The organism is Thiocapsa sp. (genome assembly GCF_022340925.1).
In the GTDB taxonomy this organism is placed as follows: Bacteria; Pseudomonadota; Gammaproteobacteria; order Chromatiales; family Chromatiaceae; genus Thiocapsa.
The window spans coordinates 1-15346 of the sequence record NZ_JAJDNA010000032.1; the positions used below are offsets into that span (position 1 = coordinate 1).

18 protein-coding genes are annotated in these 15346 nt (G+C 64.0%); 2 read left to right on the plus strand and 16 right to left on the minus strand.

Translation table 11 applies throughout. The features are described 5' to 3' along the window. The coding region (locus tag LJE61_RS04475) for an Hpt domain-containing protein (RefSeq protein ID WP_296917570.1) at positions 1 to 331 on the plus strand (331 nt) is incomplete at its 5' end. A gap of 155 nt (positions 332 to 486) precedes the next feature. Here LJE61_RS04475 and LJE61_RS04480 read toward each other — a convergent pair. Continuing rightward, a complete protein-coding gene (locus tag LJE61_RS04480) occupies positions 487 to 1434 on the minus strand; it encodes a stomatin-like protein (protein WP_296911827.1) in 948 nt (315 codons plus the stop codon). A 109-nt stretch (positions 1435 to 1543) separates the two neighbouring features. Further along, the gene (locus LJE61_RS04485; RefSeq protein WP_296917572.1) at positions 1544 to 2014 is read right to left on the minus strand and encodes an NfeD family protein; all 471 of its coding nucleotides are present in this window, start codon (positions 2012 to 2014) and stop codon (positions 1544 to 1546) included. A 262-nt stretch (positions 2015 to 2276) separates the two neighbouring features. Between LJE61_RS04485 and pap the strand changes: the two genes are divergently transcribed. After that, complete coding sequence (pap, locus tag LJE61_RS04490) at positions 2277 to 3845, plus strand: polyphosphate:AMP phosphotransferase (protein ID WP_296910202.1); 1569 nt, start codon at positions 2277 to 2279, stop codon at positions 3843 to 3845. A gap of 16 nt (positions 3846 to 3861) precedes the next feature. On the opposite strand, the gene LJE61_RS04495 is transcribed toward pap, so the two are convergent. The 14 genes from LJE61_RS04495 to LJE61_RS04560 form a co-directional block, all read right to left on the minus strand. Next, entirely contained in the window at positions 3862 to 4710 is an 849-nt protein-coding gene (locus tag LJE61_RS04495) for a TatD family hydrolase (protein ID WP_296910203.1), read from the minus strand. Between the two features lie 8 nt (positions 4711 to 4718). Further along, positions 4719 to 5090: a PilZ domain-containing protein gene (locus LJE61_RS04500; RefSeq protein WP_296910204.1), complete on the minus strand. Its 372-nt coding sequence runs from the start codon at positions 5088 to 5090 to the stop codon at positions 4719 to 4721. Positions 5091 to 5093: 3 nt separating this feature from the next. Then, a complete protein-coding gene (holB, locus tag LJE61_RS04505; protein WP_296917574.1) occupies positions 5094 to 6122 on the minus strand; it encodes a DNA polymerase III subunit delta' in 1029 nt (342 codons plus the stop codon). Then, positions 6119 to 6781: a dTMP kinase gene (gene tmk / locus LJE61_RS04510; protein ID WP_296917577.1), complete on the minus strand. Its 663-nt coding sequence runs from the start codon at positions 6779 to 6781 to the stop codon at positions 6119 to 6121. Before tmk ends, holB begins: the two co-directional genes overlap by 4 nt. A gap of 89 nt (positions 6782 to 6870) precedes the next feature. Then, entirely contained in the window at positions 6871 to 7872 is a 1002-nt protein-coding gene (gene mltG, locus LJE61_RS04515) for an endolytic transglycosylase MltG (RefSeq protein ID WP_296917578.1), read from the minus strand. Between the two features lie 163 nt (positions 7873 to 8035). After that, positions 8036 to 8857, minus strand: coding sequence for an aminodeoxychorismate lyase (pabC, locus tag LJE61_RS04520; RefSeq protein ID WP_296917580.1), 822 nt, complete (start codon positions 8855 to 8857; stop codon positions 8036 to 8038). Between the two features lie 104 nt (positions 8858 to 8961). Continuing rightward, positions 8962 to 10200, minus strand: a complete 1239-nt coding sequence (gene fabF / locus LJE61_RS04525) for a beta-ketoacyl-ACP synthase II (protein ID WP_296911918.1) — start codon at positions 10198 to 10200, stop codon at positions 8962 to 8964. A 110-nt stretch (positions 10201 to 10310) separates the two neighbouring features. Further along, on the minus strand, positions 10311 to 10547 hold the full coding sequence (acpP, locus tag LJE61_RS04530; RefSeq protein WP_296911916.1) for an acyl carrier protein: 237 nt from the start codon (positions 10545 to 10547) through the stop codon (positions 10311 to 10313). A 156-nt stretch (positions 10548 to 10703) separates the two neighbouring features. Next, positions 10704 to 11444 carry a 3-oxoacyl-ACP reductase FabG gene (gene fabG, locus LJE61_RS04535; protein WP_296911913.1) on the minus strand — a complete coding sequence of 247 codons (741 nt, stop codon included), beginning with the start codon at positions 11442 to 11444 and terminating at the stop codon, positions 10704 to 10706. Beyond that, a complete protein-coding gene (fabD, locus tag LJE61_RS04540; protein ID WP_296911910.1) occupies positions 11431 to 12381 on the minus strand; it encodes an ACP S-malonyltransferase in 951 nt (316 codons plus the stop codon). Before fabD ends, fabG begins: the two co-directional genes overlap by 14 nt. A 16-nt stretch (positions 12382 to 12397) precedes the next feature. Then, positions 12398 to 13354, minus strand: a complete 957-nt coding sequence (locus LJE61_RS04545) for a beta-ketoacyl-ACP synthase III (RefSeq protein ID WP_296911908.1) — start codon at positions 13352 to 13354, stop codon at positions 12398 to 12400. Next, a complete protein-coding gene (gene plsX / locus LJE61_RS04550; RefSeq protein ID WP_296912581.1) occupies positions 13354 to 14385 on the minus strand; it encodes a phosphate acyltransferase PlsX in 1032 nt (343 codons plus the stop codon). Before plsX ends, LJE61_RS04545 begins: the two co-directional genes overlap by 1 nt. A 62-nt stretch (positions 14386 to 14447) precedes the next feature. Then, a complete protein-coding gene (rpmF, locus tag LJE61_RS04555) occupies positions 14448 to 14624 on the minus strand; it encodes a 50S ribosomal protein L32 (protein ID WP_296912578.1) in 177 nt (58 codons plus the stop codon). A gap of 121 nt (positions 14625 to 14745) precedes the next feature. Next, entirely contained in the window at positions 14746 to 15327 is a 582-nt protein-coding gene (locus LJE61_RS04560; protein WP_367114906.1) for a YceD family protein, read from the minus strand. Between the last annotated feature and the right edge of the window lie 19 nt (positions 15328 to 15346).

Sequence of the window (15346 nt, forward strand, 5' to 3'; positions counted from 1 at the left end):
GCAGGCCGCGCTTGCCAGCACCGAGGGGGATTCGTCGCTCGCCGACGAGCTTCTGGAGGCGTTGCTTGCCGGACTTCCGGCGGAGATCGAAGACCTGCGTGCCTGTGTCGCCGAGTCCGATTGGGCCGGACTCTCCGAGCACGCACACCAGATGCGCGGCGCCACCGGCTATTGCGGCGTGCCCGCGTTGGACGAAGCCATCCAGGCACTGGAACGCGCGGCCAGGGTCGGCGATGCAGAGCGGGTCGCCGAATGCGTCATCGGCGTCGAGCTGCAGGCCCACCGACTCGTCGATGCCGTCGCCTCAGGATCGATCGGTGCGAGCCGATAGACCCCTGATCACAAGGCTCGGCGCCTCGTCGCCGTCAGTCCGGATATCGGCCGGATCGGGCACAGGGCTGCAGCGCACGGCCATCCTGGCCGCGCCTTCGTTCAGACTCGGCATGAGCCCCCTGACAACGGATCCGGACCGCAGCCCTTGGCGGGTCATTGCTTGTCCACCGGTTCCAGGGCCTGGAGGGTCTTGGCCAACCCGGCCACTGCCCCGCCGATGTTGCTGAGCTCCGCCGGCAGAATGAGGGTGGTGCCGGACTGAGCGAGCCGGCCGAATTCGTTCACATACTGCTCGGCGATCCGCAGGCTGACCGCGTCCTTCCCTCCCGGTTTCTCGATCGCAGTGGCGATCCGCTCGATGCCGATCGCGGTCGCCTCCGCCAACATCTGGATCTCCCGCGCCTTACCCTCTGCCTCGTTGATCTGTTTCTCCTTCTGGGCCTGCGAGAGATTGATGATCTGGATCTTCTCGCCCTCCGAGATATTGATCTTCTCCTGACGCTCGCCCTCGGATCGGGCCACGACTGCACGGCGCTCACGCTCGGCGCGCATCTGCTGCTCCAAGGCATCGGTGATGGTGCCCGGCATCACGATGTCCGCAATCTCGTACCGCAGGACTTTGACCCCCCAAGGCTGAGCAGCTTCATCCAGTGCCCTCACCACCTCTTCATTGACGCGGCTGCGCTCCTCAAAGGTCTTGTCCAGATCGATCTGCCCGATAATCGAGCGCAGCGTCGTCTGGGCCAGACTCATCGAGGCAAAGCGATAGTCCGCGATTCCGTAGCTGGCAGATTGGGGATCGATGACCTGGAGATAGAGGACGCCGTCGACGCTGACCGAGATATTGTCCTTGGTGATGCACTGCTGTTTCGGCACGTCCAGCGCCTCTTCCTTGAGTGTATGGCGATAGGCAACCCGGTCGACGAACGGGATGAGGATGTGGAAACCCGCGTCCAGGGTGCGCGAATAGCGGCCAAGCCGCTCAACGATGTAGGCGGACCGCTGCGGCACGATCTGCGCCGTCTTCGCGAGGGCGACGACGATCACGGCCAAAGCCGCCAGAGAGATGATGGTGCTGATGCTCAGGTAGAGGTCGTCCATTGTTGCGCTCTCCTTTGGTGTCAGTCTCGGTCCATGGCCGGTGTCCAGTTGCCCCCGGCGCCGCCGGCAGGCGGCCGTCGCAATCTGGTCGGTGACTGGATCACGGGCGTCAGACCCCGGCCGCACGCGGCGGCGGCGTCGCGCTGACCTGCAGTACGAGTCCTTGGCGGCCGGTCAGCCAGACCGGATCGCCCGCGCGGATCGGATCCGTGGATTCGGCGTTCCAGCGGACCCCGTTGAGGGTGACGACACCGATGCCACGGGCGAAGTCGGTCTGCGCCACAGCCCGTGTGCCCACCGGCAGCACTTCGCTGCCGACGCCCCCTGTCTCGGTCCGACCCCGGAACCAGGGTCTGAGGCGGCGGCGTGCGAGCAACAGCAGGGCAACGCCCAAGATACCGAAGAGGAGAATCTGACCGGGAGGATCAAGAGGGATATTGAGAGACAGGAGCAATGCGACCAGGAGGGCCGCGAGACCGAAGAAGACGGCAATCACCCCGGGCAGCGCAAATTCCGACAGGATCAGCAAGACTCCGATCAGTGTCCAGAGCGAAGCGGCGGTGAAGGTCCAGTCGATCATGACGATGGCTCTCGACGGGCTCGATGCTCCGGTCATGGGCATCAACCGGAAGTGTACCATTCGATCGTGCTGAGGGAGATGCAGATTCATGGACATCCTGGCCGGCGTCAGCTCGCCGTGCGAGCGGCACCGATCGCGAAATGACACTCCCGCAGGCCGGGATTTCCGGTTAATCTGAAACGTCGCGCGTCCGGGTGGATCCGGCGTTCTGTTGGCTGTTCTTGACGCGGGCCCGCGCCCCCGCACCACGAGGAAATGACGCATGTTCGAAGCAACGAAGGTTGGACGGTCGGTCAGCAAGGACGACTTCAAAGAGCAACAGGAGCTGCTGCGCACCGAGTTGCTGTCGGCTCAACGCGAGCTGAACGACTCCAACATCCCGGTGATTGTCCTCGTCTCCGGCGTCGAGGCGGCGGGCAAGGGCGAGGTCGTGAATCGACTGAACGAATGGCTGGACACGCGCGGCGTCCAGACGTTCGCCTTCTGGGACGAGTCGGACGAGGAGCGGGCGCGACCCCGCTACTGGCGTTTCTGGCGCTCTATGCCCCCCCGCGGCGAGATCTCGATCCTCTTCGGCGGCTGGTACCAGACGCCCATCGAGCATCGCTTTCAGGGGGCCTGCAGTGACGCGGAGCTTGACGGTGAGCTCAACCGGATCGTGGATTTCGAGCGCATGCTCATCCAGGACGGGGCACTGATCCTTAAGTTCTGGTTCCACATGTCGGAGGCTGAGCAGAAGTCGCGTCTGAAGGAGCTCTCGAGGGACGACAAGAGTCGTTGGAAGATGCTTCCGGACAAGAGCAAGTTCTCGGAGCAGTACGCCGCGTTCGAGCTGGTCGCGGAACGGGTCATCCGGTACACAGATCGCGGCGTCTGCCCCTGGTACCTGGTTGAAGCCGAGGATCGTCGATACCGCGACCTGACGGTGGGAAAGACCCTGCTGCATGCGATCCGCGCGCGTCTGCGTGAAGCGCCACCCGACGAGAGCGGCAGCAGCGGCAGTGGCCCGGAGCTTCCGAGCGGCGCGAAGGCCCAGATCACCCTTCTCGATCAGCTCGACCTGACGCTCGCCCTGCCGCGCGATGTCTACAAGAGCGAGATGAAGCGTCTGCAGGCCGAGATCAACGAGCTGGCTTGGAGCGCCTACAAGAAGAAACGTTCGACCGTCCTGGTGTTCGAAGGGTTGGATGCCGGCGGCAAGGGAGGCGCGATCCGACGCATTACGGCCGCCGTCGACGCACGCCTCTACCGGGCGATCCCGGTTGCGGCCCCGAGCGATGAGGAAAAGGCGCATCATTATCTCTGGCGGTTCTGGCGGCACATCCCGCGCGCCGGCTATATCACGCTCTACGATCGTTCCTGGTATGGCCGCGTCCTGGTCGAGCGGGTCGAAGGCTTCGCCAGCGACGCGGAATGGCGCCGTGCCTATTCGGAGATCAACCGCTTCGAAGAACAACTGGTCGACAGCGGGGTCATCTTGCTCAAGTTCTGGCTGCAGATCAGCGACGAAGAGCAGCTCAGACGGTTCAAGGATCGAGAAAGCGTTCCCTACAAGCGCTATAAGATCACCGACGAGGATTGGCGCAACCGCGAGAAATGGCCGCGATACAAAGAGGCGGTCAATGAGATGGCAGTGCGTACGAGCACCAAGCATGCCGCTTGGACCCTGGTGGAAGGCGACGATAAGCCCTACGCGCGGGTCAAAGTGCTGAAGACCGTCTGCGACACGCTGCGCGAGGCGCTCAAACGGGAGCCGGAACCGACGTCTGGCTATCTTCCTTGCGGTGAGAAGCGACCCGAGGAAACCAAGAAGTCTCTGCCCACTGCGTAGACGGAGTCATGCCGGGTCATCGCCCGGACACCGCTTTCGCTGCGGTGCCCGTTCGGACCGGATTCGGATGGGCTCGCGGCCTGGCCGGCGATTCGGCGACCCCGAACAACCGAAAGTAGTTCTGACGGGTCACCGCGGCCACCTCCTCCGGATCCATCGCACGCAGCTCGGCGATGCAGCGCGCGACATGCGTGACCAGCCTGGGCTCATTGGGTTGGCCACGGTGCGGCACGGGGGCAAGATAGGGTGAATCGGTCTCGATCAAGAGGCGGTCCAGCGGGACCCGACGGGCGACATCTCTCAGATCCGTGGCGTTCTTGAAGGTGATGATGCCGGAGAAGGAGACGTAGAAGCCCAGATCCATTCCTTCCTTGGCCATTCCCCAGCTCTCCGTGAAGCAGTGCAGGACCCCGCCGACGGCCTGTGCACCCTCTTCCCGCAAGATACGGATGGTGTCGACATGGGCATCGCGTGTATGGATGATCAACGGCTTACCACAACTTCGCGCGGCGGCGATGTGGACGCGAAAGCGCTCTCGTTGCCACGCCAGATCGCCAGTGCTTCGGAAGTAATCGAGTCCCGTCTCGCCAATCGCGACATTGCGGGCATCCGCTGCAAGCGATATGAGCTGATCGGCGGTTGGCTCACTGCCGTCCTCGTGGTTTGGGTGGACCCCGACCGAGACGGCAACCTGTGGAAAGGGGTCCACCAGCCGTCGCATCCCAGGGTAATGCTCCAGGTCGATCGAGACGCAGAGCATGTGGCTGACACCCGCGTCCGCGGTCGCCTGCATGAGCCTGGAGAAATCAGCTCCATAGCGGCGGAGATCGACCCGGTCGAGATGGCAATGCGAATCGACGAGCATCCTTTGACCTACATGGTGTGAGTGGATCGGTCGGAGGCCAGGGCACCGACCAGATAGTCCTCGATCTTGCGGCGGGCGACACCTTTGTCCTGCTCGCTGAACTGGACACCGATCCCCACCGCTCGATTCCCCTCCGCGCCTGCCGGGGTCACCCAGACCACCTTTCCCGCCACCGGGATGCGATCGGTCTCGTCCATCAATTGAAGCAACAGGAAGATCTCGTCACCGATCTGGTAGCACTTTGTGGTCGGGATGAAGAGTCCTCCATTCTTGACGAACGGCATGAACGATGCGTAAAGCGTCCCTTTGTCCTTGATCGCGAAACTCAGAATACGCTGCTGTCCCGCCAGCGGCCCGGTGGAAGTGCCAGTTGTCGTCATGACTCATGATCTCCTAGAGGCATGCACCGCGTTGACGCGGCGCCATTCAATCGACAAGGATTCGAGCAGCAGCTGGGGATTTGCGCTGGTCTCGGCCAAGAGCCGGGACCGCAGGACCCGCTGCAAGAGTCGATGCGCGGCGGCAGGGTCAATCCGACCCGCCAACTCGCCCAGGGAATCGCGGTGATCCGGGCTGTCGAGCCGAGCCGGATCATCGGTTACAGCCAGCCGCAGCAGGTCGATGAGCCACGCCGCCAACCACTCCAGGAATCGTCTCGGCCCGATGCCGTTCCAGATTGCGGCCTCAGCGATCGGATCCTGCTCGCCGTGCGCGATCGCGATGAAACCCGCGAGTCGCTCCCGGCGCTGCCGAATCAACGCGTCGTCCAGCTCGATCAGGGCACGCAGGGGCGCGCCGTATGCGAGCTGCAAACGGAGCGCCGCCCTGGCGCCGGGAATCTTCCCGTCCAGCCATTCAAGCGCTTTCCCAGGGTGGGGAGTCGCGATACGAACGTGCTGGCAGCGGCTGCGTATCGTCGCCGGGAGTCGTCCCGGCTGCTCGGTGATCAAACAAATGAACGCAGTGCCTGGAGGCTCCTCGAGGGTCTTGAGTAGAGCGTTCGCGGACGCGGCGTTGAGTCGATCCGCCGGATCGATGAGGGCCACCTTCCAGGCGGCTCGGCTGGGCGTCAGCGCGCCGCGTTCCACCAGCGCCCGGACTGCCGCGATCGGGATCTCGTCGGACTTCGCTTCCGGGTCTGGTCCGACGCGCATCAGGTCCGGATGGCTCTCGCCCCGCAGCAGGCGACAATCCCCGCACTGTCCGCAGGCGATGCCGTTCGCTGCCGGGTCGTGGCAGAGGAGCGAACGCGCGAGCAGCTCCCCGAGGTGGCGCTTGCCGATGCCCGCCGAGCCGCTGATCAACAAGCCATGGGCGAGCCGCCCCGACCACCGGGCCAGTTGCAGGCCGGACCAGACATCCGCCAACCACGGCAATGGCGCATCCATGGCGAGCTCGGTCGCCTTGGTCACGTTCCCGTCTCCCCTTTGACCGATCGCCAATGCGAGTCGATGAAGGCCTCGGCAATCTTGCCCACCTGCTCTTTGACGACAGCGACCGGTGGCGTCGCATCGATCAGCCTATAGCGCTCCGGCCGCGCACGTGCCCGCTCAAGATAGACCGAGCGCGCGGCCGCGAAGAAACGCAGGGTCTCCGACTCGAATCGATCGGCGTCTCCACGTCCCCGCGCCCGGCTGAGACCCAGCTCCGGTGTGAGATCGAGCAAGAGCGTCAAATCGGGTCGCAGGTCCCCCTGGACGAGGGTCTCGAGGATGCCGATGCGATTTGCGTCCAGCCCACGTCCGCCGCCCTGGTAGGCATAGGTGGCATCGGTGAAGCGGTCGCAGACGACCCAGGTCCCGCCATCTAGAGCGGGTCGGATGGTCTTGGCCAGGTGCTCGGAGCGCGCTGCGAACATGAGGAGCAGCTCCGCGGTCGCGTCCATCCCCGCATTGCCGGGATCGAGCAGCAAGGCGCGAATCCGCTCGGCGATCGGCGCGCCACCCGGCTCGCGCGTCGTCACGAACGGGATACCGCGATCACGCAGCAGCGCTGCAAGCCCACTGACATGTGTGGACTTGCCCGCGCCCTCGATCCCTTCCAGTGTGATGAAACGACCGCGCTCAATCATGCCATCCCTCGTCCAAGGCCCGAAGCGTCACATCGAAGACCGCTGCTGCCATCCCTTCGCGTCCTGCAGATGCAGGATCATCGCTGGGCTCACTGCTCGCCGAGGATATACCGGCGGACGGCTCGATTATGCTCGTCGAGGGTAGCGGAAAAGAAATGGCTCCCGTCGCCGCGTGAGACGAAGTACAGGCTATCCCCGTCGCCCGGATGCAGCACGGCGTGGATCGCGGCGCGTCCGGGCAGCGCAATCGGTGTCGGCGGAAGCCCGTCGATGACATAGGTATTGTAAGGCGTCGCCTCGCGGAGATCGGCGCGCCGGATCCTCCCATCGTAACGCTCCCCCATCCCGTAAATCACCGTTGGATCAGTCTGCAGCCGCATCCCCTTTCGAAGCCGGCGCACGAAGACACCGGCGATCTCGGGACGCTCACTGGCCACGCCCGTCTCTTTCTCGACGATCGAGGCTAGAATCAGGGCCTCGTAGGGCGTACGGATCGGCAGATCATCGCTACGCCCGTCCCATTCGTCGGCGACGACCTGCTCCATCCGCTCGAAGGCCCGTTGTAAGACTGTCAAGCGCGTCGTGCCGCGCGGGAAGCGATAGGTGTCCGGAAACAGGCGCCCTTCCGGGTGCTCGCCGGGACGGCCGAGCTTCGCCATGAGCGTCGCGTCGGAGAGACGACCAAGCTCGCCGCTGAATCGATCATGGGCATCGATCGCCTCGACCGCCTGCCTGAATGTCCAGCCCTCGACCAGTGTCACGGGATACTGCACGACCTGCCCCGATGTGATCCGGTCCAGGACATCGGCCGGCGTCATTTCAGACGTCAGCTCGAACTCGCCGGCCTTGATGCGGGCCTGATCACCCCGCTGATAGGCCAGGGCCAGGAAGTAATAAGGGTGACGCAGGAGACCCTCATCGGTCATCTGACCTGCGAGCGCGCGCAACGAGGTTCCTCGAGGGATCTCGATGGTGGCTGTCGCCGCCGGCAATGGGAGGGACCTTTTCTGGAACGCCCGATAGTCGACCCAGAGTCCCCCTCCGGTTGCGACCGTGGCGAGCATCAGGACCAAGAGCACGCGTGCGATCATCTGGGGCGACCTGTTGCGGCTGGCAGCGCGCGGGAAGCGCGAGTCGATGATCGCGCCGTGTCTCCGGTTCGACTCTCGGGGATCAGGCCAACCCTGGTCGCCAACCTCTTGTTCGTTGGCGTCCCGCTCGCGGTCGCGGCTTTGGCTGCGGATGCCTGTCTCATCAGGCGCCCCACCCTGGACGCAGTGCCGCCTGCCGGACCGACGTAAGGAGATCGTAGGGCAGACAATCGAGGTCGAATACCCGGCCGTCCAGGCGGCGTACAGGCCAAACACCGATCCGGGCGTTGGTCAGAAACAGCCCGGTGGCGCGATCCATCTCCAAGGCCCTGACCGGTCGCTCGACGCAGGCCATCCCCAGGCGCGCAGCGTGCTCCAGCACGACCGCCCGCACTGTGCCGGCAATGCCGCTCTGGTTGACAGGCGGGGTCACGAGCTCGGTGCCATCCCAAACGAACAGGTTGGTCATGGTCCCTCCTACGATGGAGCCACCCGGTTCGCGCATCAGTCCTTCGGCGATCCGCGGATCGCTCCACTCAGCCCGCGCCAGGACGGCATCCAGACGGTTGAGATGTTTGATTCCGGCGAGATATGGATTCACTGACGCAGGGGTCTCACAGTACCGAGCGGAGATACCCGAGATCGCCGATACATCGTCGCCCTCGGTCAAGGCGTATGACATGAGGATCCTGCGGGGTTGCGGCGGGGCTGGCGGACGGTAGCCGCGTCCCCCGACCCCGCGGGTGATGATCAGCTTCAGAAGTCCGTCATCAAGACCTGCGATGGACCGGGTGGCCTCATCGCGGAGGGTCGCCGCAGACGGCAGCGGAAGGCCCAGTCGATCGGCGCCACGCCCTAACCGCTCGAGATGTTGCTCCCACAGACAGGGCATGCCATGACGGATGCGGATCGTCTCGAAGAGGCCGTCCCCGTAGCCCAGCCCGCGATCCTCGACCGGGAACGACCGCTGCGGGTGACCATCCACCAGGATCCGAACGGCGTCACCGCTCGCAGACCGCGCGGCTCCTCCCCGGTCGGGCGTCGGAGACGATGACGACCGATGCTCGGCCAACTCGTGCCGCCTCGATCCTACAGCCGTCGAAAAACCAGTGTCCCGTTGGTCCCGCCGAACCCGAACGAGTTGGTGAGCGCGATATCGATATGCATCTCGCGCGCGGTGTTGGGCACATAGTCCAGATCGCAATGCGGATCAGGCGTCTCGTAGTTGATGGTCGGCGGCGCGGTTTGATCCCGGATGGCGAGGATGGAGAAGATCGCCTCAGCACCGCCGGCCGCACCCAGCATATGCCCGGTCATGGACTTGGTCGAGCTGACGGGCACCTTGTAGGCGCGCTCACCAAAGGCGCGCTTGATCGCGAGGGTCTCGGCGATGTCCCCCGCCGGCGTCGACGTGCCGTGCGCGTTGATGTAATCCACCTGCTCCGAGTTGAACCCAGCGTCGGCCAAGGCCAGAAGCATACAGTCACAAGCCCCCTCGCCGTTCTCCGAGGGAGCCGTCATGTGATAGGCATCGGAGTTCATGCCAACCCCGGCCAACTCGGCATAGATCGGCGCGCCTCGGGCCCTAGCGCGCTCATACTCTTCCAGGACGACGACCCCTGCGCCGTCACTGAGCACAAAGCCATCGCGATCGCGGTCGAAGGGCCTGCTCGCGGCCTCGGGCTCGTCATTGCGGGTCGAGAGCGCGCGTGCAGCGGCGAACCCACCGAGACCGACCGGCGAGGTCGCCATCTCGGCTCCACCGGCGATCATGACATCGACATACCCATGTCGGATCATGATCGCGGCCTCGCCGATATTGTGGGTTGCCGTGCTGCAGGCCGAGACGATGGAGTAATTCGGGCCCTTTATCCCAAACTTGATGGAGAGGTTGCCGGCGACCATGTTGATGATGTTGGCGGGCACGAAGAAGGGCGAGATGCGTCTTGGCCCCTTGGATCGGTAGGCTTCATAGTTGTTTTCGATGCCGGTGATTCCGCCGATGCCCGAGCCGATTGCCACCCCCATACGCCGGCGGTTGGAATCGTCGATCTCGAGGCCCGCATCGGCGATTGCCTGACAGCCCGCCGCCATCCCATAGTGGATGAATTTGTCCATCTTCTTGGCCTCTTTCTCGGCGATGTAGTCGCCGATCTCGAAGCCGTAGATGGGGCCGCCAAAGCGGGTGCTGAACGGCTCAATGTCGAAATGGGTGATGGGCTTGATCCCACTCTTTCCGGCGAGGATGTTGTCCCACGCGGACTTGACGTCAAGACCGACCGGCGCGACGAGGCCCAAACCGGTGACCACTACCCTTCTGCCTGCCATTGCCTACCCCTTTCGTTCAGAACCCGACGTTCGACATAGGCCGTCGCGCCGGCATTCCATCACGGCCGACGGCACTCGCGCCTCGGGGCGCCCAGTCCCGGGCACCGACGTCAGGCCTGATGCTGGTTGATGTAATTGATGGCCTGCTGGACCGTCGTGATCTTCTCGGCGTCCTCATCCGGGATCTCGGTCTCGAACTCCTCTTCGAGCGCCATGACCAGTTCGACCGTATCCAGGGAGTCCGCGCCCAGATCGTCGACGAAGGAGGCCTCCGCGGTGACCTCCTCTTCTTTCACGCCAAGCTGCTCAACAACAATCTTGCGAACTCGATCTTCAACGCTGCTCATAGGTCTGATTCCTCCGGATGAGTCTTGGGCGGCCCTGGCAGGACCAGGCGGTATTTTAGTGACAATCGATGGCCGATAAAAGCCGCGACAATCACCACAAAATAAGATCTAAGAAATTGATTTACCGTGTTTTAATCGTCTTCTTTCCGACCAGAGTCACGCCATGTGCATTCCGCCATTGACATGCAGCGTCTCCCCGGTGATGTAGGCACCTTCGGGAGACGCCAAAAAGACAACAGCGCCGGCGATCTCTTCAGGCTGTCCCAGGCGACCGAGTGGAATGGCTCCGATCAGCGCCTCGCGCTGCGCATCGGGCAGGGCGCGCGTCATATCCGTGTCGATGAAGCCTGGCGCAACACAGTTGACTGTGATGGAGCGCGATCCGACCTCCCGGGCCAACGCCTTGGTGAAGCCCATCATCCCGGCCTTGGCCGCCGCATAGTTGGTCTGGCCGGCATTGCCCATGACGCCCACGACCGAGGCAATGTTGATGATGCGGCCCTTGCGCGCCTTCGTCATGGGGCGTAGACAAGCCCGGGAGACCCGGAACAAAGAGCTGAGGTTGGTTTCGATCACCGTCTGCCACTCCTCATCCTTCATCCGCATGAGAAGGTTGTCCCGCGTGATCCCGGCATTGTTAACCAGGATGCTGGGCGCTCCAAGACGCTTGGTGACCTCTTCGAGGGCGGCGTCCACCGATCCCTGATCGGAGACATCGAGGACCAGTCCGATCCCCTCGTGACCCGCATCCGCCAACGCCTGCTCAATGGATTGAGCACCGGCCGGCGTCGTCGCGGTACCCGCGACGGTGGCCCCCTGGTCGGCCAACGCCATCGCAATCGATCGGCCAATACCTCGCGATGCACCCGTTACGAGCGCGATTTCACCTCTGAGCATGGGCTGTTGCCTCCAGTGCCGCCTCCAGCGACCGCGGATCGAAGACCGGCAGCGTCGTGAGACTATCGTCGATGCGTTTGTTCAACCCGGTGAGCACCTTGCCTGGACCACACTCGATCGCGGTGCGGACACCCTCGCCCACCACCGCCTGAATGGTCTCGACCCAACGAACCGGTCTGTAGAGTTGTCGTATCAGCAGCTCGCGCAGGGTGTCGGGATCAGCGGCCCGGACTACGCTCACGTTGTGCAGAACGGGGACCTCGGGAAGCCTGATCTCGATAGCCGCCAGGCGCTCGGCCAAGCGCTCGGCAGCCGGACGCATCAGGGCACAATGCGACGGCACGCTCACCGGCAATGCGATGGCTCGCTTGGCACCGGCTGCCTTTGCCGCGTCCAATGCACGAGCGACTGCCGCAGAGCCCCCCGCAATCACCACCTGGCCGGGTGCGTTGAAATTCGCCGCCTCGAGAACCGCGTCCTCGGCTTGCTCGCGGCAAAGGGCGATCATCTCCTGGTCGCTCAGACCCAGCACGGCCGCCATCGCCCCCTCCCCGGCCGGCACAGCCTCTTGCATGAAGCGGGCGCGCTCGGCGGCCAGAAGCACCCCGTCGGCAAAGTCCATGGACCCAGCGGCAACCAATGCCGAGTACTCGCCCAAGCTGTGGCCGGCCATCACGACCGGCTTCACCCCGCCGACCGCCTGCCAGACGCGCCAGACTGCCACGCCGGCGGCCAGCATGGCGGGCTGGGTGTTCCGGGTGAGGTCGAGATCCGCCTTGGGCCCTTCGCTCGCCAAGCGCCAAAGGTCCACCCCCAAGGCATCCGACGCCTCCTGAAAGGTGGCCCGGACATCCGGGTGGACCTCGGCGAGCGCATGGAGCATCCCGACCGACTGCGAGCCCTGGCCCGGGAAGAAAGCGGCGATCATCTGTGGCATGTCGATCAGTGGCTGCTCAATAACGCATGAGGACGGAGCCCCAGGTGAAGCCGCCCCCGAACGCCTCCATGAGCAGCAGCTCGCCGCGGCGGATGCGTCCATCGCGGACTGCCTGGTCGAGCGCGAGGGGAATCGAGGCAGCCGAGGTATTGCCATGATCCGCAACCGTCACCACCACACGCTCCATCGGAAGGTCTAGCTTACGGGCAGTGGCCTGAATGATGCGGATGTTGGCCTGATGCGGGATCAACCAATCGATGTCCGATTTGGCCAGTCCGTTGGCCTCCAGGGTCTCGTCGACAATCCTGCCGAGGGTGGTCACTGCGACCCGAAAGACCTCGTTGCCCTTCATCTCCATGAAGCACGCCTCGGGATGCCCGTTGCCGATCCCGCCGGGAATCTGGAGCAGGTCCTTATAGGCACCATCCGCGTGCAGATGACTCGAGATGATACCCGGCTGATCAGCGGCCCCGAGGACCACCGCACCCGCTCCATCGCCGAACAGGACGCAGGTGCCCCGGTCTTTCCAATTGAGGACGCGCGAGAGGGTCTCGGCGCCGACCACCAGCGCTCGCTTGGCCGACCCGGTCCGGATGAACTTATCCGCGACACCGATGGCGTAGACGAAACCGGTGCAGACTGCTTGAAGGTCGAAGGCAGCGCAGCCGCGCACGCCAAGCCGCTGCTGAAGGAGACAGGCAGTGCTCGGAAAAAACTGATCGGGCGTCGTGGTGGCAACCAGGATCAGGTCGAGATCGGAAGGTTGGACATCCGCAGCCTGCAACGCCTTGCGGGCTGCCGCCTCGGCCAGATCGCAGCAGGTTTCATCATCCGAGACCAGATGGCGTTTCTCGATGCCTGTCCGCTCCTGGATCCAGGCTGCCGTCGTGTCGACGATCGCCTCCAGATCGGCATTCGTCACCGTCCGGGACGGTAGATGACTCCCGGTCCCAAGGATTCGCGAGTAGCTCATCAGGCGGTCGCCTTATATTGTTCGCCGCCAAGATGCCGGCCGACCTGATCGCCGATCCGCTTGGGGATGTTCGCTTGAATCTCTTTCCGGGCAATGCGGATCGCATTCTCGAAAGCGATCTCGTCAGCACCGCCGTGGCTCTTGATCACGATGCCGCGCAGTCCCAGGAGACTCGCGCCGTTGTAGCGGCGGGGATCGATGGTGCGGCGAAATTCATTCAGTACGGGCATCGCGGCGAGGCCGGCAAGGCGGCTGAGCCAGCTCCGCCTGAACTGGCTGCTCAGTGAATGGCGGATGAACTTGGCGACGCCTTCACTGCATTTGAGCGCGACATTGCCCACGAAGCCATCCGCGACGACGACGTCGATGTCGTCGAGAAAAATCCCGTCACCTTCGACATAGCCGACATAGTTGAGGTCGCCGCCTGCGAGCAGGTCGTGTGCCTGTTTCACCTGCTCGTTCCCCTTGATCTCCTCCTGCCCGATATTCAGCAGGGCGACGCGCGGCGCAGGCATCCCTTCCACAGCGGTCACCAGCTCACTGCCCATGACCGCGAACTGAAACAGATGCTCTGCCGTGCAATCCACATTCGCGCCAAGATCGAGCATGTGTGTACGGCCATGGAGCGAGGGCACGGCCGTGATGATCGCAGGACGATCGACGCTCGGGAGCATCTTGAGGACGAACCGCGCCGTCGCCATCAGGGCACCTGTGTTGCCTGCGCTCACGCAGGCATCCGCCGCGCCGCTGCGGACAAGATCGATCGCCACGCGCATCGAGGAGTCCTTCTTCCCTCGCAGCGCTTTGGAAGGTGATTCGTCCATCCCGACCTCTTGTGTCGCCGGGTGGATCCTCAGCCGGTCGTGACCGGCGGCTTTCCCGAGATGCGCCGCGATCCGAGCCTCGTTGCCAACCAGTATCAGATCGACCTGCTCCTCTCGCGCGAGGTACCGCAGTGCCGCTGCTACCACGACGCCCGGCCCATGGTCACCGCCCATGGCATCGAGTGCGATGGTCGAGACACGTCCCATCGTGAGCCCCGTCGGAAGGCGAAAGTGCGCTGGTTGCGGGATTGCGAAGCGACCCCGTGCGGTCACTCAGTGCGATCCAGGACCTTGCGACCCCGGTAAAAGCCGTCGGGGGTGATGTGATGGCGGCGATGAGTCTCCCCGCTTGTGGGATCGACCGACAAGGTGGGCTTGGTGAGCGCGTCATGGGAACGGCGCATGCCACGCTTCGACGGGGTCTTTCGGTTCTGCTGTACGGCCATCTTGCTCTCCGGATCGGGCACGTCCCCGCCTGGGCAGGGCCGCGATTGGTTTACCAAAACAAGCGACGAAGGTCGGTCAAATCCTGATCGGCCAGGGGCCGTCACGAACGGCCCATTCTGCTCAGGCCCCAGAGGAACTCCGCAATGTGCCCAGGATGGCAAACGGCCGGTATCCCTCACTCGACTCGGCGGATTTGCCCTCCACGATCGACGCTTCGCATGGGCAGACCTCATTAGTGTGACAGCATCCCGCCGAATGACGCGGGATCTGCGGTATCGCTAACAGCAGCTCGTCTTCGACCAGCTCCAGGGGACGGACCCGGTCATCGGCAATCAGCCAGGGATCTAGATGATCGGGCAGATCGCGCGCGTCTTCATCCCGCCTGACGAGGGCCAGCGCGATCGCGGCATCGACCGGGATCTCAAGCTCGCCCAGGCAGCGCTGGCAGCACACTCGCAGCCCCGTCTGGACGCAGCCCGAGACGATCGACCGACCTCGTCTATCCCGGTCGAACCGCAACCGGTAGTGCGCGCCGGCCGGCGAGTCGTCCGCTGGGTCAGTCTCGATCGAAGGCGCCTCGCCAAGGCCCAAAACCGCAGCAGCCAGGCGCGGCATCTCACTCAGTGTAACCCGGCCTTCGAGCAGAAGCCCGCGACGACACGCCCGCCAAGGGTCGATTTGGTCAGTAGGGGATCCCGACATAAGCGCGAAAAAATAACGT

What these genes read in the sequence shown, in the direction of transcription:
- LJE61_RS04480 (WP_296911827.1), bottom strand. Translation starts at nt 1,434, where the DNA reads ATGGACGACCTCTACCTGAGCATCAGCACCATCATCTCTCTGGCGGCT.
- LJE61_RS04485 (WP_296917572.1), bottom strand. Translation starts at nt 2,014, where the DNA reads ATGATCGACTGGACCTTCACCGCCGCTTCGCTCTGGACACTGATCGGA.
- pap (WP_296910202.1), top strand. Translation starts at nt 2,277, where the DNA reads ATGTTCGAAGCAACGAAGGTTGGACGGTCGGTCAGCAAGGACGACTTC.
- LJE61_RS04495 (WP_296910203.1), bottom strand. Translation starts at nt 4,710, where the DNA reads ATGCTCGTCGATTCGCATTGCCATCTCGACCGGGTCGATCTCCGCCGC.
- LJE61_RS04500 (WP_296910204.1), bottom strand. Translation starts at nt 5,090, where the DNA reads ATGACGACAACTGGCACTTCCACCGGGCCGCTGGCGGGACAGCAGCGT.
- tmk (WP_296917577.1), bottom strand. Translation starts at nt 6,781, where the DNA reads ATGATTGAGCGCGGTCGTTTCATCACACTGGAAGGGATCGAGGGCGCG.
- mltG (WP_296917578.1), bottom strand. Translation starts at nt 7,872, where the DNA reads ATGATCGCACGCGTGCTCTTGGTCCTGATGCTCGCCACGGTCGCAACC.
- fabF (WP_296911918.1), bottom strand. Translation starts at nt 10,200, where the DNA reads ATGGCAGGCAGAAGGGTAGTGGTCACCGGTTTGGGCCTCGTCGCGCCG.
- acpP (WP_296911916.1), bottom strand. Translation starts at nt 10,547, where the DNA reads ATGAGCAGCGTTGAAGATCGAGTTCGCAAGATTGTTGTTGAGCAGCTT.
- fabG (WP_296911913.1), bottom strand. Translation starts at nt 11,444, where the DNA reads ATGCTCAGAGGTGAAATCGCGCTCGTAACGGGTGCATCGCGAGGTATT.
- fabD (WP_296911910.1), bottom strand. Translation starts at nt 12,381, where the DNA reads ATGCCACAGATGATCGCCGCTTTCTTCCCGGGCCAGGGCTCGCAGTCG.
- LJE61_RS04545 (WP_296911908.1), bottom strand. Translation starts at nt 13,354, where the DNA reads ATGAGCTACTCGCGAATCCTTGGGACCGGGAGTCATCTACCGTCCCGG.
- plsX (WP_296912581.1), bottom strand. Translation starts at nt 14,385, where the DNA reads ATGGGACGTGTCTCGACCATCGCACTCGATGCCATGGGCGGTGACCAT.
- rpmF (WP_296912578.1), bottom strand. Translation starts at nt 14,624, where the DNA reads ATGGCCGTACAGCAGAACCGAAAGACCCCGTCGAAGCGTGGCATGCGC.
- LJE61_RS04560 (WP_367114906.1), bottom strand. Translation starts at nt 15,327, where the DNA reads ATGTCGGGATCCCCTACTGACCAAATCGACCCTTGGCGGGCGTGTCGT.